Source organism: Aeromonas australiensis (assembly GCF_000819725.1).
In the GTDB taxonomy this organism is placed as follows: Bacteria; Pseudomonadota; Gammaproteobacteria; order Enterobacterales; family Aeromonadaceae; genus Aeromonas; species Aeromonas australiensis.
The window spans coordinates 41,588-66,037 of record NZ_CDDH01000100.1; the positions used below are offsets into that span (position 1 = coordinate 41,588).

At 53.4% G+C, this 24,450-nt stretch carries 21 protein-coding genes and 2 pseudogenes; 7 read left to right on the forward strand and 16 right to left on the reverse strand.

Annotated features, from left to right (window positions below):
- Positions 1–379: 379 nt before the first annotated feature.
- The 3 genes and pseudogenes from BN1117_RS19545 to BN1117_RS20000 form a co-directional block, all read right to left on the reverse strand.
- Complete coding sequence (locus tag BN1117_RS19545; protein ID WP_156130029.1) at positions 380–814, reverse strand: hypothetical protein; 435 nt, start codon at positions 812–814, stop codon at positions 380–382.
- The gene (locus BN1117_RS16810) at positions 814–1,458 is read right to left on the reverse strand and encodes a S1 family peptidase (protein ID WP_040099257.1); all 645 of its coding nucleotides are present in this window, start codon (positions 1,456–1,458) and stop codon (positions 814–816) included. The genes BN1117_RS19545 and BN1117_RS16810 overlap by 1 nt, the downstream gene beginning before the upstream one ends.
- Before the next feature lie 400 nt (positions 1,459–1,858).
- Positions 1,859–2,981: pseudogene (locus BN1117_RS20000) on the reverse strand (agmatine deiminase family protein).
- A gap of 559 nt (positions 2,982–3,540) precedes the next feature.
- Between BN1117_RS20000 and BN1117_RS16820 the strand changes: the two are divergent.
- The 3 genes from BN1117_RS16820 (at position 3,541) to dhaR (ending at position 9,135) form a co-directional block, all read left to right on the forward strand.
- Positions 3,541–4,611 carry a helix-turn-helix transcriptional regulator gene (locus BN1117_RS16820; protein ID WP_040099259.1) on the forward strand — a complete coding sequence of 357 codons (1,071 nt, stop codon included), beginning with the start codon at positions 3,541–3,543 and terminating at the stop codon, positions 4,609–4,611.
- A gap of 138 nt (positions 4,612–4,749) precedes the next feature.
- The gene (locus BN1117_RS16825) at positions 4,750–7,056 is read left to right on the forward strand and encodes a hypothetical protein (protein WP_040099261.1); all 2,307 of its coding nucleotides are present in this window, start codon (positions 4,750–4,752) and stop codon (positions 7,054–7,056) included.
- Positions 7,057–7,233: 177 nt separating this feature from the next.
- A complete protein-coding gene (gene dhaR, locus BN1117_RS16830; RefSeq protein ID WP_040099290.1) occupies positions 7,234–9,135 on the forward strand; it encodes a dihydroxyacetone kinase operon transcriptional regulator DhaR in 1,902 nt (633 codons plus the stop codon).
- An 89-nt stretch (positions 9,136–9,224) separates the two neighbouring features.
- Here dhaR and BN1117_RS16835 read toward each other — a convergent pair whose 3' ends face one another.
- The 8 genes from BN1117_RS16835 to BN1117_RS16870 form a co-directional block, all read right to left on the reverse strand.
- On the reverse strand, positions 9,225–10,307 hold the full coding sequence (locus BN1117_RS16835) for a glycerol dehydrogenase (RefSeq protein ID WP_040099263.1): 1,083 nt from the start codon (positions 10,305–10,307) through the stop codon (positions 9,225–9,227).
- A 152-nt stretch (positions 10,308–10,459) separates the two neighbouring features.
- On the reverse strand, positions 10,460–11,176 hold the full coding sequence (gene dhaM, locus BN1117_RS16840; protein ID WP_040099265.1) for a dihydroxyacetone kinase phosphoryl donor subunit DhaM: 717 nt from the start codon (positions 11,174–11,176) through the stop codon (positions 10,460–10,462).
- A 2-nt stretch (positions 11,177–11,178) separates the two neighbouring features.
- A complete protein-coding gene (dhaL, locus tag BN1117_RS16845; protein ID WP_040099267.1) occupies positions 11,179–11,808 on the reverse strand; it encodes a dihydroxyacetone kinase subunit DhaL in 630 nt (209 codons plus the stop codon).
- Between the two features lie 9 nt (positions 11,809–11,817).
- The gene (gene dhaK / locus BN1117_RS16850; protein WP_040099269.1) at positions 11,818–12,888 is read right to left on the reverse strand and encodes a dihydroxyacetone kinase subunit DhaK; all 1,071 of its coding nucleotides are present in this window, start codon (positions 12,886–12,888) and stop codon (positions 11,818–11,820) included.
- Between the two features lie 238 nt (positions 12,889–13,126).
- On the reverse strand, positions 13,127–14,485 hold the full coding sequence (locus tag BN1117_RS16855; protein WP_052441547.1) for an NCS2 family permease: 1,359 nt from the start codon (positions 14,483–14,485) through the stop codon (positions 13,127–13,129).
- A 305-nt stretch (positions 14,486–14,790) separates the two neighbouring features.
- Positions 14,791–15,000, reverse strand: coding sequence for a transcription antiterminator/RNA stability regulator CspE (cspE, locus tag BN1117_RS16860; protein ID WP_167334831.1), 210 nt, complete (start codon positions 14,998–15,000; stop codon positions 14,791–14,793).
- A gap of 544 nt (positions 15,001–15,544) precedes the next feature.
- A complete protein-coding gene (yjbD, locus tag BN1117_RS16865; protein WP_005340165.1) occupies positions 15,545–15,829 on the reverse strand; it encodes a DUF3811 domain-containing protein in 285 nt (94 codons plus the stop codon).
- Between the two features lie 146 nt (positions 15,830–15,975).
- Positions 15,976–16,878, reverse strand: coding sequence for a cation diffusion facilitator family transporter (locus BN1117_RS16870; RefSeq protein ID WP_040099273.1), 903 nt, complete (start codon positions 16,876–16,878; stop codon positions 15,976–15,978).
- A 463-nt stretch (positions 16,879–17,341) separates the two neighbouring features.
- Here BN1117_RS16870 and BN1117_RS19975 point away from each other — a divergent pair, with 463 nt between their 5' ends.
- Entirely contained in the window at positions 17,342–17,467 is a 126-nt protein-coding gene (locus BN1117_RS19975; RefSeq protein ID WP_019445191.1) for a hypothetical protein, read from the forward strand.
- A gap of 72 nt (positions 17,468–17,539) precedes the next feature.
- Here BN1117_RS19975 and BN1117_RS19920 read toward each other — a convergent pair whose 3' ends face one another.
- The 3 genes and pseudogenes from BN1117_RS19920 to BN1117_RS16880 all read right to left on the reverse strand — a co-directional run bounded on the left by BN1117_RS19920 (position 17,540) and on the right by BN1117_RS16880 (position 19,432).
- Entirely contained in the window at positions 17,540–17,689 is a 150-nt protein-coding gene (locus BN1117_RS19920; RefSeq protein ID WP_244463562.1) for a hypothetical protein, read from the reverse strand.
- Positions 17,689–17,988, reverse strand: coding sequence for a GNAT family N-acetyltransferase (locus BN1117_RS16875; RefSeq protein ID WP_040099275.1), 300 nt, complete (start codon positions 17,986–17,988; stop codon positions 17,689–17,691). Before BN1117_RS16875 ends, BN1117_RS19920 begins: the two co-directional genes overlap by 1 nt.
- A gap of 294 nt (positions 17,989–18,282) precedes the next feature.
- Positions 18,283–19,432, reverse strand: a pseudogene (locus tag BN1117_RS16880) (IS3 family transposase).
- 601 nt (positions 19,433–20,033) lie between these two features.
- Here BN1117_RS16880 and BN1117_RS19210 point away from each other — a divergent pair.
- The 3 genes from BN1117_RS19210 to BN1117_RS19220 are packed head-to-tail and all read left to right on the forward strand — an operon-like array spanning position 20,034 to position 23,254.
- A complete protein-coding gene (locus BN1117_RS19210) occupies positions 20,034–21,215 on the forward strand; it encodes a JmjC domain-containing protein (protein ID WP_167334832.1) in 1,182 nt (393 codons plus the stop codon).
- An 18-nt stretch (positions 21,216–21,233) separates the two neighbouring features.
- Complete coding sequence (locus BN1117_RS19215) at positions 21,234–22,046, forward strand: TylF/MycF/NovP-related O-methyltransferase (protein ID WP_040099278.1); 813 nt, start codon at positions 21,234–21,236, stop codon at positions 22,044–22,046.
- Positions 22,034–23,254 (forward strand): MFS transporter, encoded by a 1,221-nt coding sequence (locus BN1117_RS19220; RefSeq protein WP_156130031.1) that lies wholly within the window; start codon positions 22,034–22,036, stop codon positions 23,252–23,254. The genes BN1117_RS19215 and BN1117_RS19220 overlap by 13 nt, the downstream gene beginning before the upstream one ends.
- 160 nt (positions 23,255–23,414) lie before the next feature.
- Here the strand turns inward: BN1117_RS19220 and BN1117_RS16900 are convergent, their stop codons facing one another.
- Positions 23,415–23,990 (reverse strand): hypothetical protein, encoded by a 576-nt coding sequence (locus BN1117_RS16900; RefSeq protein WP_040099280.1) that lies wholly within the window; start codon positions 23,988–23,990, stop codon positions 23,415–23,417.
- On the reverse strand, positions 23,962–24,450 hold a 489-nt coding region (locus BN1117_RS16905; protein ID WP_156130032.1), incomplete at its 5' end, for an IS1634 family transposase. The genes BN1117_RS16905 and BN1117_RS16900, both read right to left, overlap by 29 nt.

A 24,450-nucleotide genomic window follows, 5' to 3' on the forward strand; every position in this document is an offset into this window, starting at 1 on the left:
TGACTTATGGCGGCAAAGCAGACCGAGTAAGCGGTATAAGCTGAATTTATGGATTTGTGCTAAATGCCCCAATTTTTGCTTATACCGACGCCTGTCCAGCCCCAGCGCCACGATTTGGCTCGAAACAGGTCTGCCACAGGCAATTGCCGATTTGTGCCAACCCGTATGTACCCCGTGTTACCGCCTATGCCGGTTTGATTAGCGAAGCTTGATTGGAGGATCGAGATGCCGCCGTTCCGGTATTTCCGTGAATCAGCGGCATCTGGCAGAGGAGAAATATGGATGGCCGTTATCGCGGGGAATTTATTTACGCGAACGTCCGATTACGCCTTACGGCTAATCGAACCTACGGGCTCTAATTTCCTCGTTGATGGAGTTGTTAACCAACTTCACACCATGCATTGACTCCCACTTTACCAATAACATGAAGCAGTATTGCAATTGCAGGAGTAATTAGAGCTGCTGCTAAACCTAAGGTTGATGCTATAACACTACTGATGCCAGATACAATAAACATTGCAGTCGGAGTCGCTTGAGCAAGAAGTTTATCCCTGTCTTTTTTATACTTTTTGTCGCCGCATATAAATAAGCGGAACTCCGCCATAAGCCGCTCCCAAAATGGCTGAGGATTTCCTTGCGGTTTTCCTCCAAATTGCTGAGTACTCGAGGGACCATTAGCTGCTAACCATTGTTTTGCAGCCTCTTCTTCACCATGGGCTTCGATTAGTGTTGTAATTGAACTCCTCTGGTATGGCTTCAACCCCGCTAATAGCTCATCAAGACTAAATGTTGGCAATGTGTTTAGGTCTGTCATTACATCATCTCCCGAATGTACTCAGCAGAAATTATGTGAGTTGTTTGATTCAATTCAGCTGGATTGATTCCCCCAAGAGAGATACCAAACTGGGGAGCGTAAGTTCCAACCAACAACCCTACAATCTTTTGTAAGCGCGGACTAAACACCATGGATCCGGATTGGCCTGGGCGTGACTGAATATTAAGAACCGCATGCTTGCTTTTTATTGAACTTGACTCAAGAAGGATTTTTGCTCCAACAGCAGTGCTTTGAAATGTTAGGACACGACGCCCTTCTGTGCAGTGAGGGTAGCCAAATATTCCTAGAGTCTCGCCTACAATCACCTCATCAAGAGATGCAATGGCTGGAATGTTTCCAGAAAATGTCACATCAGCCTTAAGTATTGCAAGGTCTTTGATTGGGTCTATTTCTAAAACAACAGCATCTATTGGTTGGCAATGCGTGTCTGTTACATCTTGATACTCATTTATTTTTTGAATGTGAGGTGCCAAAATAACCAGCCCATTTGGATTGTCACCGATCACATGCCGTGATGTTGCATAGGCACCATCACTTGAAATCATAAAAGCAGTACCAAGCATTTCAACATGGCTGGGAGTCATGCGACCGACAATTACAACAAATTGAGTAAATATGTCCATTGTATATCCTGATAGCTAACTGTTATTAGATGAGAGATTGTGTTTACTCGTTATGTAGAGCCTTTCATATATTCCATAACCTTTCTGGAGAATACCACGTAAAATTAATTTTCAATTATCACGTTGCCAGCCAGTCTATGGTGTTGAGCGTATTTGTGAAACATCCTCTTTTGACTCTGTTTTCTACTGTGAGTAAAAATACACTTAAGGCGTAGCAATTGAAAGTACCGCTCAGGCTCGGCTTTGTGAACAGGTTAGGAGTGTGATCGGGGTAACGTCTTATATGGTGTCGCTGGCCAAGAGTTAGGCGGTGAGTCTGGTGTAATATTGGTACGCATTGAGTTGGGATAAATAACCCGGGGCGTGGCAACGCCCCGGGTTATCAGTGGGTAGGGAAGGGTCAGGCTGGCTGGTGCAGGGTGATGCAGTGAATGCCGCCGCCACCGGCGGCGACCGGATCGATATTGATCTGCACGATGTCGCGGCCGGGGTAGAGGCGGGCCAGCAGATCATGGCAGTAGCGGTCGGCAGCCTTGTCGCCAAACTCGGGTGCGATCACCGCACCATTGATCGGCAGATAGTTGATATAACCGGCGGCAAAGTCGCGGCTGCGGCTGAAGCGGTTGTCCCGCACATCGAGCGGGGCGGCAGCACATGCAGCTCCAGCTTGTTGCCGTCGGCATCGGTGGCCTGCTTGAGGATGGCCAGATGCTGGCGGGTCACCTCGTAGTCGTGGGATTCCGGATCGTTGTCCATATTGACCACCACCACCCCGGGGCGGACAAAGCGGGCGTAGAAATCGACGTGGGCATCTGTGATGTCTTTGCCCTTGATGCCCGGCAGCCAGATGATTTTGCGCAGCCCCAGATTGGCTTTCAGCTCCGCCTCCAGTTGCGCCTTGCTCACCCCCGGGTTGCGGTTGCTGTTGAGCCAGCAGCTCTCGGTCATGATGCCGGTGCCGTTGCCATCCACCTCAATGCCGCCCCCCTCGCCAGTCAGCAGCGGGCATCCGCCTGCTTGCTGACCAGTTCGGCCACCCCCGCATCCTGTTCGTGCTCCTGCTTGTCGCCCCAGCCGTTGAAGTTGAAATCCACCAGCCCCAGCTCCCCTTCGCCGTTCTGGACGAAGACGCCACCGGTATCGCGCAGCCAGATATCGTCCAGCTCGGCGACGATAAAGCGGGTGTTCTGCTCGCCACAGAGTTGGCGGGCCAGCGCCTCCTCCTCTTCGCGGCAGAGCACACTCACCTTGGTGTAAGGGGTCATGGCTTTAACCAGCCGCCCTATGGTGGCCTGCACCTCTTTGTAGTCGCGGCCCCAGATATCGGCGCTGGCGGCAAAGGCGACCCAGACTTGCGCCTGAGGGCCAGCCTCATCGGGCATATGGAACTGCTCGCCGCTGGCGCTGGTTGCATTCTCATCGGCATTGCTGCTGGCCGCGTGGGCCTTGCCCGGCAGGTTGCCGAGCCCGGCCAGCACGCCAATGGCCGCCAGCTGTTTCAATACGTTGCGTCGGGATAGCATGAAAACTCTTTGGATGAGGTCGCTCTTTGCTGTCGCTGAATGACCGGAAGTGACAAGCGCTGTTAATCGAATTGCGTTGAGTAATAGACTATCCGTGGCTGTGGTGGCGAACAAACGATCTCCCATAAAAGGGATAAGTGCAGCCAATCAATGACACTCAAACCGTGGCCCCGCAGGTGCATCAGGAGAGTTAAGGAGTACCAGCGCCTTCTGCCACTGGCTCGGCCAGCAGTTTGCCGACGGTGAACCCGACCGGGAGGAGGGCGGGGTTGCCACCCTCTGAGGCAGGTCACTGGGTCTGGCTAGGTGATGTACCAGATGGCATACGCTTGATGTCATTTGGAAATTGGCTGGGATGGGCATCTTGTCAGATGGACTGGCACTGCCTGACATATCTTAAATGAACCCCGTGTGATGATGAACAGATGATGTTCTGGCATCTGACCATATCTCTTCCGCCACAGATCACATAAATAGACAGCCTCGCTTTCACTGGCTTCTGTATACGCCAGAATGGGTAGTGCCCATATCATCACGCTAACAGTGGAGGTTGGTGTGTATGTCAATTTGTATCTCGAAGCTACTGGAATTGCAGGGGCGCCTCTACGAAGCGGAGCAAGACTATGAACTCCTGTGCAAATTGTTTGATGAGGTGAGAGTCCTGTTCAATGCATCCGCTGCCAGCGTGGTGCTGGCGCCAAGACACGCCCCTGAGGATGCCATCGTTTGGACCAAAAGCTACTCTCGCTCTGACTTGGAATTTTATTTTGAACGCATGACAGACGATGTCTTTCTCAATACCTATATGCAGCACATGCTGGCTGGCAAGGCTGTCATCGTTGATCAGCTGTTGAACTTTGATCGCATCGACAACCCCGTGTTCAGGGAAGAGATGGTGCCGCGTTTTCAGGCTCGCTATGCTCTGTGCATTCTGGTTCCTCTGAGTACCTTGGATGAGTTTGCGATCACTCTCCATCGGGATCAGACACAATCCCCTTTCACCCCGGCTGAGCAACAGATGTTGCAGTTGCTCTCCGACGGTCTGGGATGTTGGGCCAGAAGTTATCGTCGACGTCAGAGGTTCAATAAGGAACGTACACTATTGACTGCCCTGCTGGAGCGGGATAATCGTCCCCGCGCCGTTGTGGATCAATATGGACATCTGCAGCTGACCAATCGAGCTATGCAACAGGCGCTGGGTGAATATCGCATCACACAGAGCCCTGTTGACCTTCAACTGGTCATCCCTTCTCGCTGGCAGACTCTTTGGCGGGAATCGTTGAGCCGTGGGAGTGAAGGGCGGCTTGCTCTGCCTCTATCAGAATCTCATCGCGTAATCCTCGAATGGGCACCACTGCCAGAGCCCGTTGGGTGGTTTGAACTGATGTTGATTGACCCGCGATGGGAGCATGAGCGACACCTTCAACGCATGGAGCTACTCTATGGGCTGACCAAGAGCGAACAGGATGTGCTTACCCTGCTCTCACGTGGCTTGACTGGAGCAGAGGTTGCTCGTCTTCGTGGTGTCACGGTCGAAACCGGCAAAAGCCAAATAAAAATGCTGTTGCATAAAACTGGCACCAACAACCAAAACGATCTACTTAACTTGTTGTTCAATATTTCTCATTAAATACACCACTACTCTCCTTCCCCACATGCAACCGATCCCCCGATAGGGGGATGCGGTTTATGCACGACGAGCCTATAACCAACACAGTCGCTAAAGCGACATGTCAGGTATTTAAAGGGGTCTGTCGGTGCATCCGTCATGGATGACAGCAAGCCATATAAAAAGTCAGGGACCGGGGGATATATGAAACTTTTTACTCAATCATTGCTGGCCGCCAGCATCATTACCGCTCTTGGCGGCTGTGGTGGCGGAGGCAGTAGTGGTGACAGCACAACGCCACCCGAGCCTAAAACCACGCTTCAGATAAGAGCGATTGATGGCGTGTTACAGGGCGCATTGGTGTGGATCGATCTCAACGGAAATGGCCTGCGTGATGCTGCAGAACCCTCAGCCAAGTCAGATAGTGAGGGGAGAGTGCTGTTCACCCTTGAGCCTGGCCAAGCGCGCACCAATGTGTATGTGGAAACGATTCCCGGCGAGACCGTCGATCTGGAACGAGGACCTGTTGATACCGCCTTTACTATGGTTGCTCCTGCAGGTTCGGGCAGTAATGGTGCAGAACGAGTCGTATCTCCTCTGACCACGTTGCTGCATCTCGAAACACAGAAATATAGCGATTTGGCACAGGCTCGGGAAGCATTGGCTCAGCGCTTGGGCATATCTTCAGACATGCTGGATGCAGACTTTGTCGCGTTGGGTGATGGGCGGGCCCTGTTTATCGCCAAAGTTATCGCCGATGCGCTACCAGCCTCGCTGCCAGCAGAGGCAAACGAACAGGATGTCCTGCGTTTGGCTCTGAACAATAAAAGCGGTCAAGCCACTGCTATTTACGACAAACTGACAGATGAACAGATCACCGATCAGGGGGCTCCCACCCTGAAGAGTGAAATCGATTACAACACTCATAAGGCAACATTCACCATTGAGTTTGCCACCCGTAAAACGGAGGGCGGTGTCGAGGTAAGCCAAGGTACCAAATATTACTGGGATAAAAATGCCAACGATTATGAGAGATACAATGGTAAACCACTGATCGCTACCACATGGAGCCTGGAGACAACACGCAAAGCTGATGGAACCATAGAGCGCTATGCAAAATGGGAACATGACTTTAACAAGGATGGCGAGCGAAACTTCAAGGGACAATCGCTGAGTGTGGGGAACGACACCAAGTGGGTGGAATATTTTGACGAGGACACCAACTGCAAAGAGCTGAATGAACATCAGTGCAATGATCCCAAACGTATATATGAAGGGCGAGACTTGCGAGCCGAGTTCGTAGCGCAGGATTACAGTACTATCGATTTTGTTCAGATGTGGACGAAAAATGCCAATGCCACGGGCCACGACATCGAGATGATCGAGTACAAAACCGATGCACCGACGCGCGACTGGTTCAAGCCGGACAATCCGGGGCAACCCGGTTTCCGCCGACTGGAGCATTACGCTAAAGAAGGCGACGGTGTACGTATCACACATGAGAGTGACTGGAACGCTGATGGCTCCATCAATCAGCGAGAGTCACTGCTCAGTCGCAAAAATGGCACAACGCGTTATGAGTCAGGAAAAATTGTTTGGGCCAATCCTCTCGATGATTCGTTCGAAGAGTATGCGGACTACAACTTCCACACAGATACACGTTTGCCTTATTGGTACGAAAATGTGGTCGAATCTATCCCCCTGGGAGATGGGCTACAGCAGTTAACCATGGAAGGGAAGCGCTATTTGCTGGATGAGGAGAAACAGCTGCGCAAGAGCGATGACTCACACCCGGATGGCTACCTGTTCCATCAGTACAAAGTGCAACAGAAAGAGGTATCTGCCGATGAGCAGCAGATCCATGTGACTTGGCAGCACATTGCGCTGGATGGACATGACTTCAACCGTAACGATATTGGCCAGGAGTTCAAGGTCATGCGTCGGCACAAGGTTGATGGGGATGCAATGAAAGGGTGGTGGATTGGCCATAACTATGCCGAGTGGGGTAGTCAAGCGGTGGACAATCTCCCTAGCAAAGTGCTCGCGCTGCTGGCAGAAGGCAAGAGCTTTGCTCAAATTACAGCCGCTGAGCTGCCCGGATTGGGGGCTTATGACCAAGTTGCGCTGTCTGGTCCTCTGTTTACCACTGCGTTCAAAGGGTATCTGGTGACAAACGACAGTTGGCTTGGTGCCTCTGGCAAACAAAAAATGACGGTGAATGGTCAGCGTGTCGGCACACAGGACCTGTTGCTACAACAGGCGGGGGGCATGACTTCGCTGGTTTTCCTGAAAGGAATTGGTTCGGAACCCTGTGCCTGGTGGACTTGCTGGGAGCAACGGATTACTTCGCTTGACGGCGTTGACCCAGCGAAAGGGATCATGACATTCAAGCGCTGGAGTGACACTGACCCATTTACAACACTTTACCTGCGTGAAGCGGATGCTGACGTAGCCATGGCTCCTTGATTGTCAGGGAGGAGTTTATAAATAGAGTGATCGCGGGGCTCCTGAGGCCCCGTGATGCATTTATGACGAACGATATCTCCGGCGTTGTGGTTGCCACCCTCTGAGGCAGGTCACTGAATCGGGCAAGCAAGAGTGGTTAAATGGTCGGCTTACATCTTGCCGGATATTGCTGTGACCATGCCATCTGAACTTCAGCCGCTGCTCGCTTGGCCCGACTATCTGCAGGCATCCTGGCTGCGCTGCGCCCACCAGACCAGTGCCACCTTCTGGCATCCGCCCCACAGCGCCAAGGGGCAGACCTTGCAGAGCCTGCGCCAGCGCAAGCGGGACCTGCTTACCACCGGCGAGATGGCCCTCGAGGATCTCTACGAATTTATGGAGGGGCGCCCCTGCGCCCTGCTGCTCACCGACGAGAGCGGCTGCCTGCTGGCCCAGACCGGCCACCCCGACACCCTGCGCGAGCTGGCGGTGCTGGGGTTTGGCCCCGGCGCTTTTTTCAGCGAGGGGCGTATCGGCACCAATGCCATCAATCTGGCGGCACTGGAGGGCGTGCCGCTCTGCGTCAGCGGCCCCCAGCACTTCAACCAGACCCTCCATCCGTGGCACAGCTGCGCCAGTCCGGTCTACAACAGCAATGGCCGTCAGGTCGCCATCATCGCTTTGATCTGCAAGGTGGAGGAGGCGAGCGCTGGCGATCTGGCGCTCACCGTCAGCGCCGGACGCGAGCTGGCCCATCTGCTGCAGATGGAGACCCTGATGCAGGAGTCCCAGCACCACCTGAGCGAACTTTACGCCCTGCTCGATGGCATGGATGACGGCGTGCTGGCCTGGGATCCGCAGGGTCGGCTGCGCTACCTCAACGCGCTGGCGGCCAATCGGCTGCGGCTCGATCCCGCGCTCTGTCTCGGCCAGCCGCTGGAGCAGCACCTGTTGCTGCCCCAGCGGTTGCAGCTGGCCATCAGGGGGCAGACGCCGCTCAGCCATGTGGAGGTGACGCTGGAGCGGCTCGGCGCGCAGGAGGGGGAGTTCATCAATGCGCTGGTGAGCCTCAAGCCGCTGCCGGGGCCGGAGGGGGTCAGCTTTATCGCCCTGCTGCACCCGGTCGATCGGCTGCGGGCCATTCACCAGCTGCGCCAGACGGTGTCCGAGCTGTCGGCACTGGTGGGGGAATCGAGCGCCATGCGCAAGCTGCTGCGCTATGCCCGGCAGGCGGCCCAGAGTCAGGGGCCGATCCTGCTGCGCGGCGAGGAGGAGGTGGGCAAGGCCCAGCTGGCGGAGGCGATCCACTTTGGCAGTGAACGGGCCGCCGGGCCGCTCATTACCCTTAACTGCAAGGCGCTGCCGAGCGAGCGGATGGCGCTGGAGCTGATGGGTTCCGACGAGGCGGGGCAGGAGCGGGCGGGCAAGTTCGAGCTGGCTCACGGCGGCACGTTAGTGCTGGAGCAGGTGGAGTGCCTCTCTGCTCCCATGCAGGCGGCGCTGCTGCAACTGCTCAAAACCGGTCGCATCCAGCGCTTCGATTCGGCCCGCATCCTGCCGCTCAAGGTGCGGATCATAGCCACCAGCAGCGCCCCGCTGGAACAACTGGTGCAGGAGGGGCTGTTTGGCCGCCAGCTGCTCTATGCCTTGCAGGCGTGCGAGCTGTGGCTGCCGGGGCTGCGGGAGCGCGCGGCGGATCTGCCGGGCCTTATCAGCCAGCAGCTGGGGGCGCAGGGGCGCGAGCCGGTGCGCCAGTTCAGTCCGGCGGCCCTCGATTGTCTGCTCGCCTATCCCTGGCCCGGCAATCTGGGGGAGCTGCGCAGCGCCGTCGAGCATGCCCTGCTTCATGCCGGTCAGGGGCCGATCCCGCCCGAGGCGCTGCCCGCCGCCATTCGCCACGGCTATCAGCGGGTGGCCGACGAGGTGGTGGGGCAACCGCTGCTCACCCTGGCGGAGTTGGAGCAGCAAGCCATCTTGCGCTGCGCTCACGCTTGCAAGGGGCAGGTGAGCCAGATGGCCCAGCATCTTGGCATCAGCCGCACCACCCTGTGGCGGCGGCTCAAACTGCTCGAAATTGATCCCGCCGACTATCACGGCTGACGGTGAGCCGTCGCGAACTGGCCCGCAGAAAGCGAAACGGCCCCGCAGATGCGGGGCCTTGTTATATGGCAGGGTCAGTGGTGGCGTGGTTACAGCCCCAGCTGGTGGGCGGTGACGATGGCCGCCAGCACATTCTCGGCCGTGACCTTGAACGGCATGTTGTGGATGGTTTCGCCCTCGGCGGTAGAGGCTTTGGCCACCTCCATCAGGCGCGCCATATCCAGCTCCTTGACCCCCATCATATGCAGGTTGGTCGGCAGGCCCACCGAGCGGCAGAAACCCAGCACCGTCTCAATCTCCGCTATCGGGGCGTTCTCCAGTACCAGTTGCACCAGGGTACCGAACGCCACTTTCTCACCGTGGTAGAGGTGGTGACACTCGGCGAGCTGAGTCAGACCGTTGTGGATGGCGTGGGCGGCGGCCAGTCCGCTGCTCTCGAAGCCGATACCGCTCAGGTAGGTGTTGGCCTCGATAATGTTCTCCACCGCCTTGGTGCAGAGCCCCTGCTCCACCGCCAGCTTGGCCTTGTAACCATCGGCCAGCAGGGTCTGGTAGCAGAGCTCGGCGATGGCCTGCGCCGCCAGCGTGGAGGCGCCCCCGGCCATGGTCTGGCAACCGGAAACCTTGTTGGCGCGCGCCTCGAAGTAGGTGGAGAGCGCATCACCCATGCCGGAGACCAGCAGCCGTACCGGAGCGCGGGAGACCACGCCGGTATCCATGATGACCATATTGGGGTTGGTCGGGATCATCAGGTATTCGCTGAACTGCCCTTCCGGGGTGTAGATGACCGCCAGCGCGCTGGTAGGGGCATCGGTGGAGGCGATGGTCGGCACTATGACCACCGGCACCTTCTGGTAGAAGGCGACCGCCTTGGCGGTATCCAGGGTTTTGCCGCCGCCGATGCCGATGATGACGTCAAACGGGGTCTGCTGGCAGCGGGCCAGCAGGCGGTCTATTTCGGGGCGGGAGCATTCGCCGTTGAAGCAGTCGAACTCGGGCTTGATACCGGCGCCGTGGAAGCTGGTGGCCACGGTATCACCCACCAGCTTGGTGACGAAGGCGTCGGCCAGGATCAGCGGCTTGCTGCCGAGCGCTTTAACGTAGTTGCCGATATTGGCGAGGGCCCCGTTGCCTTGCACGTATTTGCTGGGGCTGATGATAATGCGGTCCATATTTTATCCCTCTCTCTAGTTCATAGACTTCTTTTGAAACTAACAGGGGCGAAGGGGCGGCTGTGCTGGGGACTCCTTCGTCTTGAATGAAGCTGCACAGGCTCAGCGAGCGAGTGCAGCCCCTTGAAACCTTGATACAGTGGCGTGCGGCGTCAGTCGCCAAAACGCTCGTCGGCCAGTTGCTGGAAGCAGGCCAGGGCGGCGTTGGCATCCTCCCCGCGCGCCAGCAGGGTGAGCGTATTGCCCTGACGCACGTCGAGCATGGTGAGCCGGGTCAGGCTGCGGGGATTGGCCTCTTTATCCCCCTTTTGCAGCTTGAGTTCGGCGGCAAAGGGCTTGAGGGCGGCCACCAGTCGGGCGGCGGGGCGCACATGCAGGCCGTGGGGGTTATCCACCACCACCTCGCAGCGCAGCCAGCCGTCATCGGCAACGGGGGCTGTCTCGGTAGCGGCCTGCGCCGTGCTGGCAGGCAGCATCGCCTGTTTCGGGCCAAGGGCGCCGAGCGCCTCGGCGGCCACCTCATCCAGCGTCAGGCCGGAACCAGCCGCCACCACAGCGGCCAGCGTGCCTTCGACCAGCGGGGCCGGGCAGAGCCGCACCCTCGCGCTTAACTCGGGGGGCAGCAGTTCGAGGGCGGTTTCGGCGCTCAAGAGGGCGCTGCCCAAGTCCATCAGCACCAGCACACCGCTGCCGTCATCCGCCTCTTCAATCGCACTCATCACCGCGATGGCATCGGTGCCGATGGGGTGGTCGGGGTCATCGACCCCGGCCGCCAGCAGCAAACGAGCCGGGCTGCCGAGCTGATCGGCCAGCGCTTTCAAACCGGCCGCCAGCATGGCGCTGTGAGAGACAACTACGATTCCGATCATGTCTACAACCTCGCTCTGTCACGCAGGGCGGTCAGCAGCAGCAGGGTCGAGGTGGCCCCGGGATCCTGATGGCCGATGCTGCGCTCGCCAAGATAGCTGGCGCGCCCCTTGCGGGCCTGCATCTGGATGGTGGCCTCGGTACCGGCTGCGGCAGCCGCCACCGCCTTGTCCAGCGCTTCGTTGAGGGGCAGCTCTTGCTGCTGCGCCTGTTGCAGGGCGGCCAGTGCCGGCCACCAGGCGTGGCACATGGTCTTGTCGCCCGGCTCGGCACGGCCGCGGGAGACGATCCCCTCGACCCCGTCGCTCAGCATTTTGCACAGCTGACTGAGACTGAGGCTCTGGCAGGCATCGCTGCTGGCCGCCGCCCGGATAAAGAAGGTGCCGTAGAGCGGGCCGCTGGCACCGCCGACCGAGGAGAGCAAGGTCATGCCGGTGGTTTTCAGCACCTGACCGATATCCTTGTCCGCCACTGCTGGCAGCTTCTCGGCCACCTTGGCGAAGCCGCGCTGCATATTGAGGCCGTGGTCACCGTCGCCGATGTCGGTATCCAGCGCGGTGAGGTAGTCACGCTGCTCGGTAAAGATCTGTTCGCAGTCGAGCAGCCAGTTGACGATGTGATGCTTGCTTAACATGGGTTCTCCTTAGCAGCCGCGACGCAGGGCGGGGGTGTGAACGGGGGCATCCCACAGGGTCATCAGCTCATCATCCACCTTGAGCAAGGTGATGGAGATACCGGTCATGTCGAGGGAGGTGCAGTAGGGACCGATCAGGTTGCGCACCAGATGGATGCCCGCCTCCTCGCACAGGGTGGCGAGGCGGCCATAGACACCATACAGCTCTGAAATCGGGGTGCCGCCGAGGCTGTTGACCAGCGCGATAACCCGATCGCCCGCATTCAGCGGTTCGATAAAGGTGTGCTCCTCCTGCCAGCTGCCGCTGGTGCGATCCCAATGACGCAGGGTGCGGCCGTAGGGGGTGTTGTCAGCAAGCTCGCTGAACATGTCGTCCACAAGGGTATTGAGGTCGGTGAAGGGGCGACGCTCGATGCCCGGCTCACCGTGGATGCCGACGCCGAACTCCATCTCGTTGTCCGCCAGAGTGAAGGAGGGCTTGCCAGCGGCCGGCACGGTACAGGCATGGGTGGCAACCCCTATGGTGCGGCTCTGGTTGTTGATGCGACGGGCCAGCGCCTCGCAACGCGCCAGATCGTAGCCCGCTTCGGCGGCGGCACCGACCAGCTTCTCGCACAGCACGGTCGTGGCAACCCCACGGCGGCCGGCGGTGTAGAGGCTGTCTTTGACCGCCACATCGTCATCGATCAGGGCGAAGCCCACCTTGACACCATCGCCGTGCAGCAGCTCGACCGCAGTTTCGAAGTTGAGTACGTCGCCGGTGTAGTTCTTCACCAGAAACAGCACGCCAGCGCCGCCATCAACGGCCTGACCGCACTCGTACATCTGATCCGGGGTCGGGGAGGTAAAAATTTCGCCGGGGCAGGCACCATCCAGCATCCCTTTGCCTACCAGACCACCGTGCATCGGCTCGTGGCCGCTGCCACCGCCACAGACCAGCGCCACCTTGCCCATCACGGGGGAGTCGGCGCGGGTGATGTAGTGGGGCTCGATACGTACCTTGAGCTCGGGGTGGGCGGCTGCCATCCCCATCAGTTGTTCACGGACCACGGCATCGACGGCATTGATCAGTTTCTTCATGGCTCACTCCTTGGCTTGCCACCGCTCGGGTGGGCAAATGGTTGATGGAGCCAGTCTAACGACAGAAAAAGGGATAAAAATGACGGCCGATTTGGTTCGGATTTGAAACAGCAGAAGGGGGATGGGTGTTTCAATCTGAAACAACGCAGGGCAAGCGGGCGGGAAACTGTTAGCTGACTCACAGCCATGAAAAAGGGCCCCGCAGGGCCCTTGGCTATAACCGGAATATGCGGGCGGGTTAGATGGCCCAGCCACCGGCATAGAAGACCACCAGCGCCAGGGCGATGATGACGGTGCCGACGTTGAGCTTCTTCCACTCGGCAGCGAAGATGCGGCCAACGACCAGCGCCACGAAGCCCAGCATGATGCCGGTCACTATGTTGCAGGTGAGCACGATGAAGACGGCGCACAGCATCCCGGAGAGCGCATCGACCGAGTCGTTGAAGTCCAGCTTGGTGACGTTGCCCAGCATCAGCAGACCGACGTACATCAGGGCCGGTGCGGTGGCGTAAGCCGGTACCAGATAGCTGAGCGGGGAGAGGAAGATCATCAGCAGGAACAGCACGCCGACCAGCGCGGCGGTCAGACCGGTCTTGCCACCGGCCGCGGTGCCTGCGGCAGATTCGATGTAGACGGCAGCCGGAGCGCCACCAACGGCACCTGCCACCATGCTGCTGACGGAGTCGGCAGTCAGGGCCTTGCCGCCGCTGATGATGTGGCCACGTTCGTTGATAAGGCCCGCCTGACCGGCCACGGCACGGATGGTGCCGGTGGCGTCAAACACGGCGGTCATCACCAGCGCCAGCACGGTGGGAATCACCACCGGATTGAGGGCACCCAGCAGATCCATGCTGCCCACTAGTGAGCCCTTCTCGCCAGTCAGGCTCGGCATGGCGAAGAAGCCGTGCCAGGCCACGTTCGGGTCGAAAATCAGGCCGATAATAGAGATGGCGATGATCACCATCAGGATGCCGCCCGGCACCTTGCGGCGCTCCAGACCGAAGATGGCGGCCAGACCCAGCACCGTCATGACGACAGGGAAGGCGGTCACTTCACCCAGCTGAACCGGCAGACCGGCCCCTTCGTTCTTGATCACCATGCCGACGCCGTTGGTGGCAATCAGCAGCAGGAACAGACCGATACCGATACCGGTACCGTGAGCGATGCCGGAGGGGAGGTTATCCAGGATCCACTGGCGCACGCCGGTGACGCTGATCAGGGTGAACAGCACCCCCATCAGGAAGATGGCACCCAGGGCGACCGGAATGCTCAGTCCCTGGCCCAGTACCAGACTGAAGGCGGTAAAGGCGGTGAGGGAGATGGCGCAACCGATAGCCATCGGCAGCTTGGCCCACAGACCCATCAGCAGGGAGCCGAAGGCGGCGATCAAGCAGGTGGCCACAAACACCGGGCCCTGCTCAAAGCCGGCAGCACCCAGCATGTTCGGCACCACTATGATGCTGTAGACCATCGCCAGGAAGGTGGTCAGCCCCGCGACCAGCTCCTGACGCACGCTGCTGCCGCGCGCAGAAATGGAAAAATAAGAGTCCAGAAAGCCGCCGGTCCCTGCCTGGGCGGCCATATCTTGCTTTGCCATAACTAATCCTGAAAGTGTGAAGGAAATCGTTTGCGTTGGTGGCGCGCAAAATAGCAAGAATTCGCGGTAAATGCAGTGCATAACCTGATATTTTCGTCACTATTTTACATTTTGAGTCCATTCGGAGCTCTTCGTTAGACTCAAGTGGTAAGAGCGTGCAAGGCAGGGATCAAACGGTCGGCGGCGGGGAGTGCGGTGAGCAAAAAGCAGGGAACAACAAAAAACCCGCCGAAGCGGGTTTTTTTAAATTTTTGCAGAGCTGTCAACCGTTGGCGTCAGCCATCTGCAGCATGCTTCAGCTGTAATTACAGAGCAATTACGTTGGCAGCAGCCGGGCCTTTCTGGCCTTGCTCGATGGTGAACTCAACACGCTGACCTTCGTCCAGGGTTTTGAAGCCAGGGGTCTGGATGGCGGAGAAGTGAACGAACACGTCTTTGCTGCCGTCAACCGGGGAGATGAAGCCAAAACCTTTTTCGGAGTTGAAGAACTTAACGGTACCAGTCACTTTAGACATAATAATTTCTCTTTAATTTAGTGTTAGAAATGCCATCAGATGGCAAATTTGATTTTTCGTCAGCAATACGTATGGGGAGCACTAAAGAAGGAGAATTATTTGATAAGAACTATCCGAGGATAACGCTTATGCTAATCACTGCTTTACTAAAATGACTGCCTAACATAATCAGGTCTGAACTGCCGAATCATCGTGAAAGATTAAAACACGCTCTCATTTTTAAAGCAAACTTTATCTCGATATTAATGTTTTGTAACAGCTGAAAATCTCACTTTTTATAGTAAACATGATGTATTTCAACTGCATAGCAAGATCCGTAAGGACTCGTTTCACCCCGGCGGGGGGCAGATTCGGCTTTTTTGTCCTGATTATGTAGCCAGTTCTGGTAAAAAAATGAGAGGAAATGCAAAGGTGGCGTTTGTTGGGGAGTGCCCGTTCGGGTTCTCTCATCGCTCATTTGCGGCAAATGGCTGTGTGATATCACTGCTCTGACATGCAAACGCCCGCTGACACCAGATGCCAGCGGGCGTTTTGAAAGAGGTGATCAGCGCTTGCTGCGAAACTTGTTGCTGACCGAATCAATCCAGCTGAAGGTTTCCGGTAGTACCTGATTCTTGGCGCGCTCTTTGGCTTTCTCGCGAGCCAGCTTGGAGGCTGCCTTGGCCGCTTCGGCGCGGTCGGCCACAATTTTCAGGCGACCCTCTTCGCGGATCTTGTTCCGCTCTCCGTTGGTCAGCTGGTGGTCTGCATTGGCTTGTGCCTTTTGCAACAACAAGGCTATCTCGGCTTTTTCGGCCTCGGTCAGATCTTTCATTTCCAGCTTTTTCACGGCGGGCTCCTGCGGCAGGGTGGTGAGACACCCTAACACAGTTGTGCCGATCACTTCTTATGCAATCGGCTTTCCGGCAGTAAAAATGCGAGTTTGTGCCAACTTTCCGTTATTTCGCTGCCACTTTCCCGCCTGTTTGCCACATTTCAGTTTGTGGCGAGCGGCGAGGGCATCTCTTGCTCCTCCGGCTCGACGTGGATAAGCACGATGGCGTGGGGCAGTTGCGCCATGATGGCGTGTTCGATGCGATCACAGATATCGTGGGCATCGCCGATGCTCATCTCCGGGGGCAGGGTGAGGTGGAAGTCGATATGGCGGCGGCGACCGGCGCGGCGGCTGCGCAGATCGTGAAAACCGCCGGCGGCAGGGCAGCATTCGGTGATGATGCGGCTGGTCATTGCCAGCTCCTCCGGGCTCATGCTCTGGTCGATCAGCGGCTGGAAGGCCTCGTTGAGCATGCTGATCGCCTCCCTGACAATAAAGATGGCGACCGCAATGGCGACCAAGGGGTCGAGGATGGCGAGTGAATGGCCGAACAGACCGGCCAGCCAGATCCCGCCAAGACCGACCGCAACACCGGCGGAGGTGAGCACGTCCGCCTTGAGATGGAGCGCATCGGCAGTCAGGGCGACCGACTCCTCCTCCCGGGCCACCTTATAGAGGTGGGCTGAGACGCCGCTGTTGACCAGCGCCGAGATCACCATCACCAGCACACCCCAGCCAATGCTCTCGATGGGGCTGGGGGTGATCAGCTTGTCGACGGCTTCGAAGATGATCCAGCCCGCGGCTAACAGAATAAGCAGTGCTTCGATAACGCCGGAGACATTTTCAATCTTGTCGTGACCATAGGGGTGGTGTTCATCGGGTGGCAGATCGGACTTTTTCACCGCGAACAGGGCGATCAGGGCCGCCACCAGATCCATGGCGGAGTGGATCGCCTCCGAGATGATACTGACCGAGCCGCTGGCAAACCCGGCCACCATTTTCATGATGATCAGACTGATATTGGAGCAGACCGACACCATGGCGGCTCTGGTTTTTCGGTTCATGTCACAGTTTCCTGAATAACGATGGATATATCGGTGCGGCGCGCATTATATCGGCCTGACCGTAAATAACACTATTCAGAGTTGTAACCTGATGTTTCCGGTGATATCGCGAATGCTTATTAAAAATAGTGGCTGCTTGCACAGCAGTAAATAATGAGAGGAATCTATATTAATCCGTGTAAATACCTTGTTCGCGATGCCTCAATATAAATGTGACAGCATTTGATAATGCGAATTACTCTTTTTTGGTCTTTCCTGCCGAGGTCGTTTGGTCTCCGCGCTCAGGGGGCTGCGCGCGACATTTTTTGGACGAGAATGAGGCTGGATCCGGATGTCACTGGAGGGTATGCTGGGTCTGGTGATGGTCTTGCGCCATCCCACCAAGCGTACTGAAGTTGATGATTCGGATGGCATGCTGGCTCCCTTCGGGAACCAACTGTCTGGGTAACATTTTTGGAGTTTGATGATGAGTAACAAAGAACATCACAACGGCAAAGATGCCAAGAAAAAACCGCAGATGTCACTGAAAGAGAAACGCGAAGCCAAACGTCAGAAAGCAGAACTGAAAAATGGCAGCGCAATGAAGTAACGCTCCCCTACTGTTGTTCCTTCGGAGCCAGTGCAAAGCCAGCCCTTACCGGCTGGCTTTTATGTTTGTGGCTCACGGCGTGGCGCCGTAAGCCGCGAACATCTGGTGATAACGACCATCCTGACGCATCGCCTCAAGGCGCTGCTCAAACAGGGGGCGGGCATCAGCCGCTTCGAACGGACGAGCTGCAAGTTTGGCGTTGGCCAGCGGCTGAAATGTCATTACTCATCCTGCTTTTTCAGAAAGTAACTGATATGCCCCGGCGGCATATCGGGCAGCTGGCCAAAGACCTCGTAACCCTGCTTCTGGTAGAAGGGGAGGGCCTGAAAACTGGTGGTTTCCAGATGGTAGTTGCTGATGCCCTTGCTTTGGGCGTACTGCTCCATGGCGCCGAGCAGGCGGCCGCCCCAGCCATCGCGGCGGAGGGGGTTATCGACCCAGATCCGCTCGCGCAGCTGCTGGCCAGTGATGGTCTCGTTGAAACCATTGAGGTAATCGGGATGTGGCGATTTTCTCTGCATCAGAAACCAAAAACCCCTGAATTAACAGGGGTCTGTATATGTATTCTTTACAGATAACTCTAAGGTTAACTCAGAAAGGAAGGGCAGGATAACTGCCACTGTGTGTGTGAGTTGGTTGAGTGCAAGGCAAGTAACCACAGCATCTATCCACCTTGAAATCTCACCAACATGTCCTTAAATCGCATTAAACCTATCATTAATGTAGTTCGTGTCAACATTTGATGCGTTTACGATAAAAAAGTTTACACAATTTTTCGAACGTCTTTATCTGCGTATTGAATCGCCCCTGGTTTTCTAGACACTCTGTTGCTGAAAAATAAACTGCCTTTCAAACTCTACCGGCGACAGCCCATCATTGGAACCATGGCGCCTGATTGGGTTGTAAAACATCTCGATATAATCAAACACATCGCTGCGGGCTTCGTCTCTTGTCGCGTAAATCCTGCGCTTGATCCGCTCCCGTTTGAGCAACTGGAAGAAGCTCTCGGCGACAGCGTTATCGTGACAGTTGCCACGTCGGCTCATGCTGCAACTCAGGTTGTGGGCTTTCAGAAAGTCCTGCCATTCACCACCGGTAAACTGGCTCCCCTGATCCGAATGCACCAGCACCGGCTGCTTGGGCTTGCGCCGCCAGACGGCCATCAATAACGCATCCACCGCCAAGTCTGCCGTCATGCGTGATTTCATCGCCCAGCCGACGATCTGGCGAGAGAACAGGTCGAGTACCACCGCGAGATACAGCCACCCTTCTTGAGTGCGGATGTAGGTAATGTCAGTCACCCAGGAGATGTTGGGGGCTGGCACATTAAACTGACGAGCCAGCGTGTTTGGGGCCGCCTGTGGGCTCTTGCCTCCATAATGCCCCTTGCGGCGTTGATAGCCCGTTTGCGAACGCAGCCCTTCCCGCCTCATTAATTTGGCCACACGGTGCTTGCCGCAGGCTTCCCCCCGTCACGAAGGTCGCGATGGGTCTTGCGATAGCCGTAGACCGCACCACTTTCCAACCAGGATTGCTTGACCAATCCGGTCAGCCGTTCGTCCTCCTGCTGTCGTGGTGATACGGGCTGTTTCAGCCACGCGTAGAAGCCACTTCGGTGAACCCCCAGGGTCTGGCACAGGGTAACGACACTGTACCGGTCGAGTCGGGAGGTTATGAACGCGTACCTTTCCTTGACTCGCTGGCAAAGTAGGCTGCGGCCTCCTTTAGGATATTGCGCTCCTCGGTGACCTGGCGCAGTTCGGCTTTCAGGCGGCGTATCTCGGCTTGCAAGGCAGACTCTTCGAGCAGCTGGTCAGCGGGCTTACCGTACTGCTTGAGCCAGGCATACAGACTGTGGCTGGATACCCCAAGGGCTCGTGCAACATCAGCTACCGGCCGCCCACGCTCGGTGACTTGTTTAACCGCTTCGATTTTGAATGTTTCTGGATAACGCTGACGGGTCATAACACCTCCAATAGTTGCCTCATTTTAAGGCTGTGAGGTGTCTAGGGAACTGGGGGCGATTCACTATAACCAAGCTCATTTACCAGATTAAAAACCACTGCGTTATCGCAAGACGTGTAAAAGAAGTCTATTAATCTAATTTATAGTCAAATCCACATTTTACATATAGATGTCAATTGATTTTTGTTACCCATATAAATAATCGCTTAGGGTCAAAAAAAATATTTTGGCCTTAATTTTGGTAAAGAATTTGAATTTTCTATATCAAATATGCATTTTCCTCAGTCAATATCACTACTCGACTCAACATCCTACGGATTATCGCTTGTTACAAATAATCAACACTCGTGCATCTTCCTGCTAGCAGGTGTTTACATCTAACTTCTCGGTCATTAAATTGAAATCTCCGTTTGGAGCCTGCTCTCCTGGTATTCATCAACCTTCATTTCATAAGGAAATAAAAAATGACTCTGAATAAAAAGGATATTAAATTCGTTTCTGCGGCTGCACTGAAACATGTTCAGCACGTACTGTTCTGAATATGGACGTATGAAAAAGGATGGTGTGTATACACCATCCTTTTTCAATAGGGGATTATAGAATGTTGCATAAAATTATAGGGTCTATTGACCAAGAAAGTTTTTTTAATACTTACTTCGAAAAAAAACCACTCTTCCAAAGAGCAGCGAGCAGTCTCATCAATATGTTCACCCTAGCTGACTTTGATCGCTATTTGATTGCTGGAGAGGGCATGCTACATAACTTAGTTAGAATAACTAAGGATGGGGTGGCAATAACGATACCGACCTATCATGGTCAAGCAACAACACAACGAGAATTCGTACTTGAAGCGTTCAAATCTGGTGCGACACTTAAGCTAGAAGATCTTGATAATCGTCACAGTGACATCGCTAAGATCTGCAAAAGCCTTGAGGACATTTTTGGTGGATATGTTTTCGCAAAACCATTCCTTACTGGCGCAAACTTCCCAGGCCTTGATACGCATTTTGATACCACAGAAGTTTTTGTTGTCCAACTAGAAGGGCGTAAAGTTTGGCATGTTTGGGACAAGGTAATCGATAATCCAACTCTTCCACTTCAACAGAACTTTAAAGATGTCGATCTTGGAGCTCCATCAATTGAGGTTATTCTAGAACCTGGAGATATATTATATATTCCAGCAGGAGCGCCACATTCTGCACGATGCTTAGATAGCCACTCATTATATATGGCTATTGGTTTGCAACCAATAAAAATTTTTGAAGTACTGGAAGGATACCTACGGCTAATGTCTGAGCACATAGTTGAACTCAGACAGAATATATATCCATTCACTGAACGAGATCTTCTTGATAAAAATACAAAACTACTTTTAGATCGATTAAAGAAAGTACCTTTTGATGTAATTAAAGCTGACTTTGATATCGCATATAGCGCAACCAAACATGAGACCTGCGATAGACGCCTGGAAACTCTTGCTGCATCACATGCGATTACTGAGTCAACAAAGCTACGGCTAAGGCAAGGTGTTGATATACAGGCTAGAACTGGTGACGGTTCTATATCAATATATTTTAGTTCGACAATCAGCCCAGGAAAACCGCTTGTTTCAAGGCCTTCGAATGTAACTCTTCCTGATTATTGTCAGGGTGAAATAGATTATATTTGCTCAAGGGGATTAGTTTGCTTTACTCCAAGTCAGCTCTCTGGCGACCTAAACCTAGAGTCGAAAGTTCTGCTCTGTCAAGAGTTGGCTAATGTTGGCATTCTTATTTTAGAGTAACATTAAAGGGGCGTTTTCGTGTATCTTGATTTATTAAGTAAAGTGCTAACAAACAAAATCTATGAACCTGATAGTCCAAAAGCAACACCTGATGAAGTGGACGAAATAAAGAAGACTCTAGACTTATTAATGAACGATGGTATCAATCTTAATATCAGCGCAGAAGACTTGACCCAAATCCTTCAGTACACCAAGAGATCTAGAAATATTCATACATACGTTAGCGTTGACGCATTGAATAATATACGAGATGCCATAACAATCACAAATGAAAAAAAGATTGTTGGCGATGTATTAGATTGTGGGGTTTTGAGAGGGGGGACTTCAATCTACATGGCTGGAGTTCTGAAAAGCCTAAACTCATCTCGTAAGGTTTATGTAGCAGATTCCTTTTCAGGTCTACCGGTTCCCAGTACCCAGGATGGGATTTTTGCAAATCATTTCTGGTATCGATTTTCTAAGGCACTTCCGATATATAACCTAGACTGCTTAGCAAGCATTGATGATGTAAAGGAAAATTTTAATCGTTATGGATTACTCGACGATAACATAATTTTCATGCCAGGCTGGTTTGAAGATACACTACCATCATTATCAGCTGCTAATGTTAAGTTTAGTGTTGTAAGAATTGACGCGGATTGGTATAGCTCAACAAAAGACGTTCTAGATAACGTATATCACCTAATATCCGATGGCGGATTCATCATCATTGATGATTATAATCTACCAGGATGTAAGCTAGCGGTTGATGAATTTAGAGAAAAAAATGGAATTTCAAAACCACTTCAAATTGCAGATGAAGTTGCAGGAGTATTCTTTTGGATAAAATAACTCATTCATTTACAAACCGTCTCAAGCTACTTTTACTGGGTGATGGGTTGGTCGTGTTCGGGGGATGGATTGACTATATAGCCATACTGACAATATGTGTGTATCGATTTCAAGTTGATAGCATGGAGATAGCAATTATCGGCGCAAGTATGCTATTGCCAGGTATCATATTTACCGGATTTATTAGTAATTTTGTTAATGGCTGTAAAGTTCTTTATTGGTTACGTACAAGTCTGATGCTAAGGGCATTGCTGACTGTTGCACTATTAACTGCAAGCAACCTATATATCTTTGTGGCAATAGCTGTAATTAGATCTCTATTTAATAGCATAGCCACACCAGCTATATCAGTTATCAGTGCTCGTTGTGTACCAGCGGAAAACAGAACTCGCTACTATTCCTTGCTAAATATGATGAATAGTGCAGCAAAGATAACTGGCCCTGCACTTGGTGGAGCAATCGCGTCATTCGGGAGGGATGAATATGCATTGGTGATTTCAGGTGGATTAACGCTGGCTGGCTGCCTTGTGTTCTGGACAATAAAGACTACAACAGTTAAAGATGGACTGGACAATTCACCAAGCTCAAAGCCATCAACATTGAGTAATGAAAGTTGGAATTCATACGCCATAGTAATGGCCATATTTTTTATCGCCGTTTTCATGGTCAACAATCAACTCCCAATTTTACTTAGAGATAACGGGTTAGATAAAAGTGCCCTTGGTGTATTAGTATCTTCATCTGCTATAGGAAACTTTCTCTATGGGTTGTGGAGTGCTCGTAATGCTACGTCTTCTTCTCTGAAAGGACTAATTGAGGAGATCTTGTTCCCTGCCTTTATTACTATGTGTATGTTTATTTTGATCGCACCCATATTATATGAACCCTTTACATTACAATTGGCATCATTGGCTATAGTATTTTTTGTTGTAGGGCTTTTCAGTTCTAGATTTGCGATCTCATCAAATGTATACCTGGCTGAAAACTTTCAAGCTAGCCTTGGGATTGCAGCTGGACGACTGCAAGCAATCCAGAACAGCTCTATGCTTCTAGCGCCATTCATAGGAGCATTTGTTCTTAGCCATTCATCTGGAGCTTTTTTATTTGTACTGGCAGGTGTTACTGGTATCACAGGGTTATTTGCTGTATATATGATGACTGTAAGAAAAGGCGTTAAACAGACGTTGGATGCAAAGAGTCCAGAGTAGGCACTAATAGGTGATATGAGCTGCTAGGAAGCGAATCCCTGTGAGCTTATAAAAATTTATCGACTAACATGTATGGATGCATGCTTGAAGATCAAGTAACTAATAGCAGAGACTATTGGGACTATCTTACAGGCATGTAAACTATCGAATCTATGGAGATTTAATCTGGAATTTTCATAAACGAACCGTATTTTCTTCTTAGGTTATCAATAGACTTAATAGCCTGCCTTTCTTTGTCTTCCAATGCTTTTATCTCTGTTGTCTTTTCTTTTAGCAACTGCTCAAAAATAACTTTAGCCTGCTCTCTTGATTCAATATCCACGATGCTTGCCAAGTCTTTGGATTTTTCTGTTAAGGCATCTTCTCGTGCTTGTAGTGAGATGAGGCTATCATTTAAATTTTTCTGTATTAGTTCTAAGGAAGCTGAACTCCTGCGTATTTCGACTTCACCAGCATCAAGCTGAGCCTCTTTGGCTTTAATTGTTCTATTTATATCATCAACCTGTGAATAAAACTCTGCCTTAAGTTCATCTAAATTGAGAAGGTCGTATAGCAAATCTTGCTTTTGATCAATCTCATCTTGTATATGATAGCGACGGTTTTTCAATTCCATTTCAAAGCTTCTGTATTGATCTTCCAATAGGATTATTTTTTCCTGTACCTCTAAAATGGACGACTCTTTATCAATCCGACATTCCGCACCTGATTTAGGAATAAATTTGCCGATAGCGCTCACCCAATACCTCCAACATGATCTGCTGGTCTCCTGTTAGCTCCGTTACTTGTGGCGGAGCGTCTCCCAGTCGATATTCATGGATGCCACCAAAGCGCAAAAAGATCCAACGGGCCGTCGGCTGCTGGGTCGGCTTCTTTTTCATATCCGCCACGCTGCGGTTTTGCTCCACTAATCCTTGCCGGATACGATGCTCCAACGCGGCGTAAATCATCAGGCTACAGGTCATCACCATCAGCAGCGCTTCAATCCGCTCCGGTTTTTTCAGGTACAGTGAGGAGGTTAAAAACTCCGGGCTCTTGAGAAAACGAAAGCCCCGTTCGACATTTTGCTGCGCTTTATAGGTGGCCAACAGCTCTGCCATGGTCAGCGTATCGCTGTGGTCATTGGTCGCCAGGATGAACACACCGGTCTGGTTGCGAGCCTCTTCAACGCAAGCCAGGTGTAGTGGCATAGTGAATTT